The sequence below is a fragment of the Devosia sp. 2618 genome (assembly GCF_040546815.1).
Taxonomy (GTDB): Bacteria; Pseudomonadota; Alphaproteobacteria; order Rhizobiales; family Devosiaceae; genus Devosia.
This window is the reverse complement of sequence record NZ_JBEPOO010000001.1, coordinates 1,638,096-1,650,642: the sequence shown is the minus strand read 5'-3', so window position 1 is coordinate 1,650,642 and position 12,547 is coordinate 1,638,096. Positions and strand designations below refer to the sequence as shown.

Annotated in this window: 10 protein-coding genes; 9 read left to right on the top strand and 1 reads right to left on the bottom strand. The window is 59.2% G+C overall.

What is annotated here, in order from left to right; genetic code table 11:
* Positions 1–240: 240 nt before the first annotated feature.
* Complete coding sequence (locus tag ABIE28_RS08190; RefSeq protein WP_354061815.1) at positions 241–1,152, bottom strand: LysR family transcriptional regulator; 912 nt, start codon at positions 1,150–1,152, stop codon at positions 241–243.
* 147 nt (positions 1,153–1,299) lie between these two features.
* On the opposite strand from ABIE28_RS08190, the gene ABIE28_RS08185 reads away from it, so the two are divergent.
* The 9 genes from ABIE28_RS08185 (at position 1,300) to ABIE28_RS08150 (ending at position 12,415) form a co-directional block, all read left to right on the top strand.
* Positions 1,300–2,364: a TRAP transporter substrate-binding protein gene (locus ABIE28_RS08185; protein ID WP_354061813.1), complete on the top strand. Its 1,065-nt coding sequence runs from the start codon at positions 1,300–1,302 to the stop codon at positions 2,362–2,364.
* 5 nt (positions 2,365–2,369) lie between these two features.
* Complete coding sequence (locus tag ABIE28_RS08180; protein ID WP_354061811.1) at positions 2,370–2,969, top strand: TRAP transporter small permease subunit; 600 nt, start codon at positions 2,370–2,372, stop codon at positions 2,967–2,969.
* Positions 2,969–4,255 carry a TRAP transporter large permease gene (locus ABIE28_RS08175; protein WP_502913430.1) on the top strand — a complete coding sequence of 429 codons (1,287 nt, stop codon included), beginning with the start codon at positions 2,969–2,971 and terminating at the stop codon, positions 4,253–4,255. Before ABIE28_RS08180 ends, ABIE28_RS08175 begins: the two co-directional genes overlap by 1 nt.
* 26 nt (positions 4,256–4,281) lie before the next feature.
* A complete protein-coding gene (locus tag ABIE28_RS08170; RefSeq protein WP_354061807.1) occupies positions 4,282–4,935 on the top strand; it encodes an HD domain-containing protein in 654 nt (217 codons plus the stop codon).
* A gap of 382 nt (positions 4,936–5,317) precedes the next feature.
* Entirely contained in the window at positions 5,318–5,497 is a 180-nt protein-coding gene (locus tag ABIE28_RS21135; RefSeq protein ID WP_502913429.1) for a DUF4411 family protein, read from the top strand.
* A gap of 755 nt (positions 5,498–6,252) precedes the next feature.
* A complete protein-coding gene (locus ABIE28_RS08165; protein ID WP_354061805.1) occupies positions 6,253–6,900 on the top strand; it encodes a protein-L-isoaspartate O-methyltransferase family protein in 648 nt (215 codons plus the stop codon).
* Between the two features lie 133 nt (positions 6,901–7,033).
* Positions 7,034–8,392, top strand: coding sequence for a TolC family outer membrane protein (locus ABIE28_RS08160; RefSeq protein ID WP_354061803.1), 1,359 nt, complete (start codon positions 7,034–7,036; stop codon positions 8,390–8,392).
* A gap of 191 nt (positions 8,393–8,583) precedes the next feature.
* Positions 8,584–9,291 (top strand): PopZ family protein, encoded by a 708-nt coding sequence (locus ABIE28_RS08155; RefSeq protein WP_354061801.1) that lies wholly within the window; start codon positions 8,584–8,586, stop codon positions 9,289–9,291.
* 367 nt (positions 9,292–9,658) lie between these two features.
* Positions 9,659–12,415 (top strand): valine--tRNA ligase, encoded by a 2,757-nt coding sequence (locus ABIE28_RS08150; protein WP_354061800.1) that lies wholly within the window; start codon positions 9,659–9,661, stop codon positions 12,413–12,415.
* Positions 12,416–12,547 lie beyond the last annotated feature (132 nt).

Sequence of the window (12,547 nt, the reverse complement as noted above, 5' to 3'; positions counted from 1 at the left end):
TGAGTACGCATAGGGCCACGCATTTGCCCGCGGGTCACTGCCTGATGAGTCGGTTAAGCCGAACATTTGGAGGCATAATTCCTGCGGGGTAACACAAGACACGATGCGGAAAGCGCGGCACCTCGATGCGAATACCACATCACACGGTAACGAGCTAATGTGTGTTGGAGGGGTAGTCCTCAATTGGCCATTCTCGACGCCCATAGCGATTACATCCGACATGAATGCGACAAAAATGCCTCAGCTTAGTCGCCGCGAAGGTTCGAGCCAGTGGATGTCGTCAATGACGGCACGCGCAACATCCAGTGCTGCGTTAATGGCAGGACGCCAATCATCCGCGCGATAGGCGGCGCTCAAAAATGAGGCTTCAATCGCTGGTTCGCTGCGGAGCGCTATTACCTCACCGGAGGTAATTTTCTTTTCTACAAGTCGCGTCGGCAGAATTGCCACCCCAACGCCCGCTGCGACCATATGGGCAATTACAGTCACGCTGTTGGACACAGAAATATGGTGTGGTGTGATCCTTTCCGTGCGGAACCAGTTCACTGTCTGTTGATACATCGGGGACGGACTGGGGTTAGTGAGTACAGGCAAATGACCAATGTCTCGCGGTCGCACACATTCCGGAAGCGGCAGACCTGCACAAGCCAGCCAAGTGGATTGTTGCTCACCCAATGGCAGGATCTTTAGTCTGGGATCCTCGTATAAATTGATGCCCAGTGCCAAGTCTGCATTTCCGGCTAAAAGGTCTCGTTCCAAATCTGCGCTCGTGCCAATGGCCAGCTCCAGTCGGAGTTTCGGATGGGCCTTGGCAAGTTTACTTATGATGCTTGGTAGTCCTGCCATTGCGATCGCTTCACTGACACCCATCCTGAGAGTGCCAGCGATTTGTTGTGGTCGTGCGCTTTCATAAAGTTTGTCTACCTGTTCGATGACAAGAATTGCGTGTGCAAGGGTCGTGGAACCGTCTGGCGTCAAGGCCATTCGCCTGCCTTGACGAACAAATAGCGTGCGTCCCAACGCATCCGACAAATCACGGAGACGCAGCGAAACGCTCGATTGAGTTAAGTTTAGGTGGTCGGCGGCTGCGCTTACGCTTCCCAACCGAGCGATCCAAACCATTGCCTCAAGATGACCTAACGAAATTCTCATATTAGTTTTTCCAATAATTTGTCTCCAGAAATACTAATTAGGCGAGTTCATTCAATACTGTTACCGTTTGATTGCGAGGTAGGCGCTGCCTGCGCCATGCGCAAAATTCGCGCATATGAGGGATTTTCCGAGGGAGAGGGATCACAGATGAATAATGTACAAGCTTGTATAGGGGCTGCAGTTCTTAGCTTCACTGCCTTGAGCGGCGTAGCATTGAGCGCGCAGGAATTAGCGAGCGTCAATCTGAAGGTTTCGGGTGGGAATCAAACTCAGAACCAGTTTCGCTTCATTCAGGAGCCGTTCTTTACCGAAGAGCTGTCCGAAGCGTCCGGCGGCGCTATTTCGACAACGTTTGGTTCGCTGGACGACCTGGGGATTCAAGGGCCCGAAGTGCTGCGGCTATTGAGCCTGGGCATGTTCGATATCTCGGAAGGCACCCTGAGCTATATGGCGGGCGAAGCCTCGCAGTTCGAGTCGCTGGATCTGCCGGGCCTCACCGCCGACATCGATGTGCAGCGGGCCATGGCGGACGCCCTGCGTCCTGAACTCGAGGCCGTAATGGCCGAGCGCTTCAACGTGAAGCTGCTTTCCATGGCGCCAATTGCTCTGCAGGTGCTCTACTGCAACAAACCGGTGGCCGGTCTCCAAGACATTTCGGGTCTCAAGATCCGCACGTTCAACCGCTCGATGGCGGAACTGGTAGAAGGCTTGGGCGGCCAGCCCGTCAACATCCCGTTCGCAGAAGTGGTGCCCGCCATGGATCGCGGCGTGGCCGACTGTGCTGTCACCGGTACTTCGGCCGGCAACACCGCCCGCTGGTGGGAGGTTACCGACCATTTGGTTGTCCTGCCCATGGGCTGGTCGATGACCTTCTTTGCAGCAAACGCCAATAGCTGGGATCGCCTGCCGGCCGAAACCCAGGCGTTCCTGACAGAGCAATTTGCCGGCATGGAGGATCGTCAATGGGCCCAGGCAGTCAGCGACATCCAGGATGGTATCAACTGTAATATCGCTGAGGGCGACTGCCGGGACGGCATCGTCGCCGATCGGCCCATGACCCTGGTTGAACTCTCGGAAGAAGATCGGGCCCACGCGGCAGAAGTGCTGACCAGTACCGTCCTGCCGAGCTGGGCCGACCGTTGCGGCGAGGAATGCGTCGCCAACTGGAACGCTTCGGCTGGACAGGTCGTCGGCCTGGAAATTGCCGAATAACTATCATGCAGAAACTTGAACCAATCACCAGCGCAGTCTCGCTCTGGATGGCCAGAATCGGAGGCAGCGCCCTATTGGGCGTTGCCGTTCTGATTGTCGTCGAAGTCTTTATGCGCATGTTCCGCATCGGTAACATGAGCGTAGGGACGGAGTTGGCCTCCTACACCCTCGCATTGGCCGCGACCTGGTCGCTGGCTTATGTGATCTTTGAACGCGGTCATGTCCGGGTGGACATCCTTGCCCGCAAGCTGCCGGACGCCCCGCGCAGCTTGCTCGACGTTATCGCACTGCTGAGCCTAGCCATCGTCGGCGCCGCGCTGTTTTACGGCGCTTATGGGATGCTCTCGACGTCAATTCGCTTGGGCGCACGCTCGAACACGCCCCTCGGCATCCCCCTCGCTATTCCGCAGGGCCTTTGGACCTGGGGGCTTGCCTGGTTCACCCTGGTTGCCATTGGACGCTCCGTCCAGGCTCTGCGGGCGGTCCTGCGCAAGGACCTGAATGAGGCTGCTCGTATCGCGGCTTCGCCCAGTACCGACGACGACGTCGAGGAAGCGATCGCAGAAACCGCGAGTCGGCTCGAAACTTCGGAACAGCGCTCATGATGATCACAACCGCACTCGGACTTCTTTTCGGCATGCTGGCCATTGGCCTGCCAATTGGCGCTGTCATGCTGCTCTTGGCCATGGGGCTCGACTGGTTCTTTTCGCCGATGCCACTCATTCTGGCGGTGGGTGAACTGAGCTGGGTGTCCTCGTCCAATTATCTCCTCGTAAGTGTGCCGCTATTTGTCCTTCTGGGCGAAATATTGTTGCGCGCGGGCATTGCCGATCGCCTCTATGGCGCAATCGTGCAATGGATCGGGTGGATGCCGGGCGGCTTGATGCACGCCAATATCGGCGCCAGTGCCGCCTTCGCGGCAACCTCCGGCTCGAGCGTTGCGACAGCCGCAACCATCAGTGTCGTCGCAAAGCCGATGATCAAGCGCTACGGCTATGGCGAGCGCCTGTTTTACGGGTCCGTAGCCGCTGGCGGTACGCTGGGTATTCTCATCCCGCCCTCGATCAACCTCATCCTCTATGGCTGGCTGACCAGCACCTCGGTTCCTGCCCTTTACATGGCCGGCATCGTTCCCGGTCTGGTTCTGGCGCTGCTGTTTTCGTTGGTGATATACGTCGTCTGCGCAATCAAGCCGGCCTTGGGAGGGCAGAAGATCGAAACGAGCTGGAAAGCCCGCGTCGAGAGCCTGCCGTCCCTCCTGCCACCACTATTCATCTTCGCGATCATAATTGGCTCAATCTATATGGGCATTGCCACGCCCACGGAATCTGCCGCTCTTGGTGTGGTTTCGGCCCTGCTCTTGGCGGCCTTCTACCGGCAACTCTCGCCGCGCATGCTGCTGGAAGCCATCGATGGGACTATGCGGACGACCGGCATGATCATGCTGATCGTCATGGCGGCCTGGTTTCTCAACTTCGTTATCTCGGCCATGGGCCTGGTGAGCGCAGTGAACACGGGCATCGTTTCGCTTGGTCTAGAGCCCTTTGCCCTACTGGCAACCATCATTCTGATCTATCTGGTTTTGGGATGCTTCATGGATCCGCTGCCGATGATGATCGTCACGGTGCCAGTACTCACCCCGCTGGTTGTCGGTGCCGGTTTCGATCCGGTCTGGTTCGGCATCTTGATCGTGCTTCTGTGCGAAATGGCGCTGATAACCCCGCCCATCGGCATGAATCTCTTTGTGGTCCAGGGGGTTCGCCGTCGCGGCTCGCTCACTGATATCATGATCGGGGTCGCGCCGTTCATGCTCGCCATCCTGGCCATGATCGGTCTCGTGATCGCCTTCCCGCAAATTGTGCTGTGGCTGCCGCAACTGATCCGCGGCTGAATTCTGACTAACTGGAGTTAAACTGAATGTCTGAAGACCTCGTCGTCCGTCTGCGTGGAAAAACGGTTACCATCACCGAACCCATGCGTCAGTCCGTCCTCGAAGAAATGCCGGAAATCGGTTGGATCGAGAATGTCGAACTGCGGACAAAAGTTCTCAACGCCTGGGCAGCGGCTTTGGCCGTCAGCGGCTTTCGCAAGCTCGGCGAACTCAAGCCTTCGGGCAACTACGATTCCATGCCCCTGCGTACCGGCACCCAGGCGGATCACATCCGGTCAGTCGCGCGCCTCGCTCTTGGCATGGCTGAGGAGCTGGATATGCTCTTTCCGGGTTTTGCCTATGATCGTGACGTTCTACTCGCCGGCGGTCTCTGCCACGACATCGGCAAGGTCTGGGAGTTCGATCCCGAGAACGTCGACCGTTGGCGAGCCGACCCATCCGCCGCAGGCCTGCCGTCCATCCGTCACCCAGGATATGGCGTCTATATTTGTCTGACGTTGGAATTGCCCGAGACGGTCGCCCATATCGCAGGCGGCCACTCGGCTGAAGGCGAACTGGTGACCCGCTCGCTAGAGAACACGATCATTCGTTGGGCCGACCACAGCTTCTGGAAAATCGTTGAATCCGGCAATCAACTCAACGACGTGGATAACTGGCTTCCGCCAGCAAAGATTGCGTGATGATCTGGATAACCGGACCCGCTGCCGGTTGATAGGCCAGCGAGGCAACTTAGTGGTGCCTCGCTGCGCACCCATCAAATGCCGCCACGGAATGCATCCAAATCGATGCTAGCTTAAACGGCGGCCCCACGCTACTTGGCGCAGGTTAGTCGTCACGACCATGGATGGATCACGTTTGCGAAGTCGATGCGGGCTAAATTTGCAAAGTTAGCGGCGACCTGACACTTGGTGACGATGATCTGAGTGACTGCGCAATGACCCGAAAAGATGCTGTTTGGTAAGTTGAGGGTGCGCCAACTGAGGCGGCCTTTGCGGAAATCGCAACCGTCATTTCTGGCAAGCGTTAGACTCAGCCAGCGATTGCACATGCCCTAGAAGGTGCATATCCATCGTTCAAGCGAAAGCGAAGACAACGGGCGCGGTCATGGTGACGCATGAATTGCCAAGTCCCAACTTGAAGAAGTCAGCTTTTCTCCCAGACGTGTACGGCGCGTTTGGCATACCGTATCTCGCCTTCGACGCACCGGGCGACCTGACAGAGACATTCCATCTCAAACCGTAGTTTGGCCTGGCACCGCCATGCCGGGGCCCTTCCTCAATAACACATAGGACGCTCTCAAGGCCAAAGTGCGAGCGGGCAGATCGATGACAACACCGCTCTGGTGGACGGCCTTGGATGGGTGGGTGTTTCCCCTGCGAGCCGCACTGCTTCGGTCTTACGGATACGGGGTATGGTATCTCTAGATATGTCGCACCTGCGCGACTGTGATCTATCTAGTTAGCCGATACAGCCGCATCCATCTGACTGCGGGGAGAGGTTTTGCCTGCCTCAGGCGTTCCGCAGCACACATGTGCCACGGACTTTGTTTATCAGCGCCCCAATTCGTGAACTGCTTCGTGGCCTGTTCCGTTGTCCAACAAGATGGGGAGGCTCCACTCGAAGGCAGGCCTTCTCTTGCCTGAACCTGCTATCGCGGGCCTTGAACCTTCGCTCTTATGGTTGCCGGAACCTTCCTGGCGTCATTCCTTCGTGATCCGATGCGACGGCGGCAGATGCTCCTTCTCGGCCCGTCGACTCGGGCCACACCGGAGGTGTGGAGGCACACGAATGGCACCTGAGGCGAGATAGCCATTTATATCAATAAGTTAGTTTTTGATTGCAAATCAGCGTCGACGACAACGTCTTCAGCATTTTCATCCCATCGCATAGCGTTCATGCACCGCAAATGTATCTCTGTGCGATGCGCAGTCTTGCCATCGTCGATGGCGGGTTATATTCACGTCCGGCATATGGTCGCTGAAGGCTGCGCATTTTCTATGGTTGATTTTAATCTCATGCGCGCCGCGATGATCGATGGCCAGCTCCGCACCAGCGGCGTCACCAATCCGCGGGTTCTGGCGCCGATGCGCCGCATGCCGCGCGAAAATTTCGTCATCTCCCGTTGCCGTGACACCGCTTATATCGACGATGTTCAATGGCTTGGCGCCGGTCGATTCATGGGTGCGCCCGCTACGCTCGGCAAAATGCTGCAGCTTGCGGAAATCGCCGAAACCGACACGGTCCTCGATATCGGCGCCGGCACTGGCTATTCGACGGCCGTGATCGCCGGCATTGCCCAAGCCGTTATCGGGCTTGAGCAAAACGCCACGCTGGCCGCCACCGCCACTACAAATCTGTCCGATCTCGACATCACCAATGCCAGCGTCATCGTCGGCGATGTCACCGCGCTCGGCGCGGTGCAGTTCGATGTCGTCATAGTCCAGGGGGCGCTCGATACGGTGCCGCACAATTTCCTGGCCCATCTGGCCCCGGGTGGGCGTCTCGTCGCGCTGATACGGGCTGGCGCGGTCGCAACCGCCCATGTTTACGTCAATGCCGGCCATAAAGTAACGTCGAGGAGCGAGTTCAATGCCTACTTGCCCCCGTTGTTTGCGCCCCCGGCAAAAGAAGAATTTGTGTTCTGATGCGGCCAACCTTGTGTTGCCCGGCGGGCACGAACCGGATTAATAGCGCGTTAATAGACGCAATGAATGACCGCGGCCTGTTGTGTGCCCCATGTGCCGCGCATATGATTTTGGGGTATTTTGGAGGCGGGCAATGAGTTTTCGCGTAAAGTTGGTCGCCAGCGTATTGGCTATGGCGCTGGCGGCGTCATCGGTCGGCGGCGCTAACGCCCAGTCAATCACACAGGCACTGACGGCGGCTTATAATCACGCGCCAGACTTGCAGGCAGCGCTGCTTGAAGCCAAGGCATCGGCCGAAAACGTCGCGCTGGCAAAGGCCGGAACGCGCCCCACGCTCGGCGCGGCTGTTGGTGGTACTTACAGTTTCCAGGGTGTTGGCGGGACTTACTCCGATAGCACTTCGATCAATGCCGGCCTGCAGTACAGCCAGACCATTTTCGACAACTACAAGACTGACGCACAGGTCGAGGCGGCCCGCGCCGCCGCCGAAGCTGCTGAATACCAGATCCGCAACACCGAGCAGAACGTTCTGCTTGCTGTGGTGCAGGCCTATATGTCGGTGCTATCCGATCGCCAGCTGGTTTCACTCCGCCAGGATAACCAGACCTTCTTCCAGGCGCAGTTACAGTCGTCGCGTGACCGCCTCGATGTTGGCGAAGGCACTCGGATCGATGTCGCACAGTCCGAAGCGCGTCTCGCGCAGGGCGACGCGGCTTACCGTGCCTCGCTGAGCAGCCTTGAAATCAGCCAGGCCACTTTCCAGCGTTATGTTGGCGCAGCCCCGAGCAATCTCAATGCGTCGCACAATTATGCGCGCCTGATTCCAAGCACGCTGCAGGCCGCTTTGTCCGAGGCCGAGGCCGGCCATCCCGCCATTCTGCTGTCGAAGGCCGCCATCCGCGCCGCTCAGGCCGGCAGCGACGCAGCCCAGGCCGCGTTCGGTCCGACCGCTACCGTAACGGGGTCGCTGGGGACTGGTCTGTCGACCCTACCGGGCCAAGACGTTGTTCGCGGCAGCCTCGGCTTCCAGATTTCGGTGCCGATATATGCCGGTGGCGCGATTGGCGCCAGCGTGCGTAAGGCCAATATCGAGCAGATCAAGTCTGAAGTGACGGCCATGTCGTCCTACGATCAGGTCCGTGAAGCCGTGATTTCGGCTTGGGCCGGCATCCAGAGCGCCGACGCCCAGATTTCTGCGGCAAACTCGGCCGTTTCGGCCAGCCGCACCGTGCTCGATGGCGTCATCCAGGAACGCGATCTCGGGTCGCGCACCACGCTCGATGTGCTCAACTCGCAGGCCGATCTCACTACGGCTCGCGAAACACTGATCAACGCCCAGACCAACAAGGTCGTCGCGACGTTCTCGCTGCTCGCGGCCATGGGCCGTTTGACGGCGCCAAACCTTGGCCTGCCCGTCGAGGTCAAGTCGGCCGTGCGCTACAACCAGGTTGTCGATGACGTCTGGCTCGAATTGCGCAACGTCGCCGACTAGGCGAAACGCAGTTTCGTCCATGTTTTGTGGCCGGGCCTATGCCCGGCCACAACTTTTAGTGGAAGACCGTGTGACTCCTCGCCTCAGTGATTCCTAAACGCAACCTCTGCCGTTAAGGTGATGTTGACGAATCAGATCAGTCATATTGCGGAGACTGCGTACTGGTTCGGGCGCACGAGTAAGAGGCACCAATGAACAAGCCGGCCCCCAAAGAACCCTCCATGGACGAAATTCTGTCGTCCATCCGGCAGATCATTGCGGATGATGACGCAGCGGGTGTACCGCGTCGGCCCAACATTCAGGCCGCGCCTCCGCCGATGCAGGCCGCGCCCTCGCGTGCTTTGAGCAATCCAATCGACCGCGATCTGAGCGACATGCTCGACGATGTTGAGCCTCTGGCTCTGTCGCCGACGCAGATCATCGATCGGGGCGGGGACAGTGTTGGCGGTTTGAGCTTTGACTCGATCCTCGCCGATGCCGCCGAAGATGAAGATGATGAGCCGGTGGCTTTTGCCGAACCCGAGCTGATCGATCCCGAAGACATTGCTTTTGATTCTTCGGAAGAAGAACTGCCGGCATTTGATCCGCCGCCACTGGTTGCTCGCCAGCCAGCGCCGTCGTTCAACGCGCCGCGCCCGCAGCCCACCGCGCCGCTGCCCGATCCAACCCTGTCCAGCGACATGGCCGATCAGTTGCTTGAGCCAGCCACCCAGGCTGCCGTCCGCAGCTCGATTACTCGCCTCAATGGCATGGGCCTCGGCAATACCGGCGCCACCATCGAGTCGCTGATGCGCGACATGCTGCGCCCCATGCTCAAGGAATGGCTGGACGAAAACCTGCCATCCGTCGTCGAGCGCATGGTCGAAAAAGAAATTTCCCGCGTTTCGCGCGGCGAATAGGCGAACGACTGCACCATCGCAGTACCCCCACCTAACCGCCCCCTGATAGGGGGAGGAATCCCATCGCGTGTGCGCGATCTATCGAGTCCAACTCAAGCTTTTCGCTACATCCCAGATCGCGCCCAAACCTCGATCTGTCCCTCCCCCTTTTCAGGGGGAGGTTAGGTGGGGGTATTCTTTCTTCCGCGTCGCCCATTCCCCTTTATGAACCCCGCACCCCCACCACGCGGTCATCAGCCATGCGCACTTCCAGTTGACCCCGCACCCCGCATTTGCTTGAAGTCTGCCAAACCTGTTTGTCCGGCTCGCCGGGTCCTTCTCATCCGAGAATGTCCCCTTGGCGGGTCGCTGCTGTTGCGAGTGATCAATGCTTGAGAAGTCCTATGAGCCCGGCGCCGTCGAGACCCGGGTCTATGCCGATTGGCTCAAGGCCAATGCCTTTGCCGCCGGGGCAGGGGCCGCGCCCGGTGCCGAGACCTTCACCATCGTCATTCCGCCGCCAAACGTCACCGGTTCGCTCCATATCGGCCATGCGCTGAACAACACGATTCAGGACATCCTGATCCGGTTCAACCGCATGCTCAAAAAGGACGTGCTCTGGCAGCCGGGCATGGACCATGCGGGCATCGCCACCCAGATGATCGTCGAGCGTCAGCTGATAGAACGCCAGCAGCCCGGTCGCCGTGAGATGGGCCGCGAAAAATTCCTGGAACGCGTCTGGGAATGGAAGGGCGAGAGCGGCGGCGCAATCATGAACCAGCTCAAGCGCCTCGGCGCGTCTGCTGATTTTTCGCGTGAACGCTTCACCATGGGCCAGAATGGCGCGCCAGACGACCAGATGGTTCGCGCCGTGACCAAGGTGTTTGTCGAGCTGCACAATCGCGGCCTGATCTATCGCGCCAAGCGACTGGTCAACTGGCACCCCGGCCTCGAAACCGCCATCTCGGACCTTGAAGTCGAGAACATCGAGATCAAGGGCCACATGTGGCACCTGCGTTATCCGCTGGCCGATGGCGTAACCTATCAGTTCCCGATCAAGGACGAAGACGGCGAGGTCACAGGCCACGAAACCCGCGACTACATCGTCGTGGCCACCACGCGCCCCGAGACCATGCTCGGCGATAGCGGCATTGCCGTGCATCCTGAAGACGAGCGCTATGCCTCGCTGGTCGGCAAGTTCGTCGACCTGCCGCTGGTCGGTCGCCGCATTCCAATCGTTGCCGATGAATACGCCGATCCAGCGCTCGGCACCGGCGCGGTCAAGATCACGCCTGCGCACGATTTCAACGACTTTGAAGTAGGCGTTCGCAACGATCTCGAGCAGATCAACGTCTTCACGACGCGCGGCCACATCATTTCCGACGAGTTCATTCCGGCCGCCTATCGCGGTCTGGAGCGCTTCGCCGCGCGCAAGGCCATCGTTGCCGATCTGACCGCGCTTGCCGAAGAGAACCCGCTGCGTGGCCTCGATCACATCGAGGACAAGAAGATCATGGTGCCCCATGACGAGAAGTCCAAACTCGTGGTCATCGAGCCGTTCCTGACCGACCAGTGGTGGGTCAAGGCCGACGTTCTGGCCCAGCCGGCCATGGCCGCCGTCCGCGAAGGCCGCACCAAATTTGTGCCGCAGCAGTATGAAAACACCTATTTCGCCTGGCTCGAAAACATCAAGCCATGGTGTATTTCGCGCCAGCTGTGGTGGGGTCACCAGATCCCGGCATGGTATGGCCCGGACAATCACGCCTTCGTCGCCTATGACGAAGCCGAGGCGCAGCGTCAGGCCGATGCTCACTACATGAAGCCGACCCAGCTCAAGCGCGACGAAGACGTGCTCGACACCTGGTTCTCGTCGGCGCTGTGGCCGTTCTCGACGCTCGGCTGGCCCGACAAGACACCCGAACTGGCGCGCTATTATCCAACCAGCGTTCTCGTCACTGGCTTTGACATCATCTTCTTCTGGGTTGCCCGCATGATGATGATGGGCCTCGAATTTCTTGAGGAAGAACCCTTCCACACCGTCTACATGCACGCCCTGGTCCGCGACGAAAAGGGCCAGAAGATGAGCAAGACCAAGGGCAACGTCATCGACCCGCTGGCCCTGATCGACCAGTATGGCGCCGACGCCACCCGTTTCACGCTCACCGCCATGGCGGCGCAGGGACGCGATCTCAAGCTCTCGATCCAGCGCGTCGAAGGCTATCGCAACTTCGTCACCAAGATCTGGAACGCCGCGCGCTTCCTCGAGATGAACGAGTGCCGCCGCGTCGAGGGCTACGATCCCAAGACCAACAAGCTTCCGCTCAATCGCTGGATCGTCGGAGCCACTGCACGCGGTGCTGCCGCCATCACGCAGGGCATCGTCGACTACAAGTTCAACGAAGCCGCCAACGCCGCCTATGACTTCGTCTGGGGCACCTTCTGCGACTGGTATGTCGAATTCGCCAAACCCGTCTTCATGGGCGAGGACGAGGTCGCCAAGGCCGAAACCCGTGCCACTGCTGCTTGGGCGCTGGACCAGATCCTGACCATCCTCCACCCCTTCATGCCCTTCGTCACCGAAGAGCTCTGGGCCGAGACCGGCAAGTTCGGCGCCCCGCGCGAGAACATGCTGATCCTCACCGAATGGCCAGACCTGTCGGGCCTTGAAGATGCCGAAGCCGATGCTGAACTCAATTGGCTGATCGACGTCATCACCAATGTCCGCTCGGTTCGCAGCGAAATGAACGTGCCCGCTGGCGCCAAGCTGCCGATCGTCGTGGTTGGGGCAGGGGAAACCACCCTGCGCCGCCTCGTCGCCGGCACCTCGCTGATCACCCGCCTGGCGCGCCTTGAGGAAATCTCGCCGCAATCGACCGTTCCAGGCGAATCCGCGCAGTTCGTCGTCGGCGAAGCGACCTGGGCTCTGCCTCTTGCCGGCGTCATCGATATCGCTGTCGAAAAGGTGCGCCTCGAAAAGGAAGTCGCCAAGCTCGACGCCGAAGTGAGCCAGATCGACAAGAAGCTCGGCAACGAGCAGTTCGTCGCCAAGGCGCCCGAAGAAGTGATCGACGAGCAAAAAGCCCGTCGTGAAGCCGCCATCGAACGCCGCCACCATATCGCCGAAGCGCTCAAGCGTTTGAACTAGCCTAAACTGCAACAACCACCGGCCTCACCCTCCCCCTTGAGGGGAGGGCGAGTGAGATAGGACTTAGCTTCAGCTAAGTCCGTGATCGAACCGGGAGGGGGTATGGTTCCGCACACTGTCTGCGCGGAACCA

Bases quoted from the DNA above. Each gene is read 5' to 3' on its own strand.
- ABIE28_RS08190 (WP_354061815.1), bottom strand. From the start codon at position 1,152: ATGAGAATTTCGTTAGGTCATCTTGAGGCAATGGTTTGGATCGCTCGG.
- ABIE28_RS08185 (WP_354061813.1), top strand. From the start codon at position 1,300: ATGAATAATGTACAAGCTTGTATAGGGGCTGCAGTTCTTAGCTTCACT.
- ABIE28_RS08180 (WP_354061811.1), top strand. From the start codon at position 2,370: ATGCAGAAACTTGAACCAATCACCAGCGCAGTCTCGCTCTGGATGGCC.
- ABIE28_RS08175 (WP_502913430.1), top strand. From the start codon at position 2,969: ATGATCACAACCGCACTCGGACTTCTTTTCGGCATGCTGGCCATTGGC.
- ABIE28_RS08170 (WP_354061807.1), top strand. From the start codon at position 4,282: ATGTCTGAAGACCTCGTCGTCCGTCTGCGTGGAAAAACGGTTACCATC.
- ABIE28_RS08165 (WP_354061805.1), top strand. From the start codon at position 6,253: ATGGTTGATTTTAATCTCATGCGCGCCGCGATGATCGATGGCCAGCTC.
- ABIE28_RS08160 (WP_354061803.1), top strand. From the start codon at position 7,034: ATGAGTTTTCGCGTAAAGTTGGTCGCCAGCGTATTGGCTATGGCGCTG.
- ABIE28_RS08155 (WP_354061801.1), top strand. From the start codon at position 8,584: ATGAACAAGCCGGCCCCCAAAGAACCCTCCATGGACGAAATTCTGTCG.
- ABIE28_RS08150 (WP_354061800.1), top strand. From the start codon at position 9,659: ATGCTTGAGAAGTCCTATGAGCCCGGCGCCGTCGAGACCCGGGTCTAT.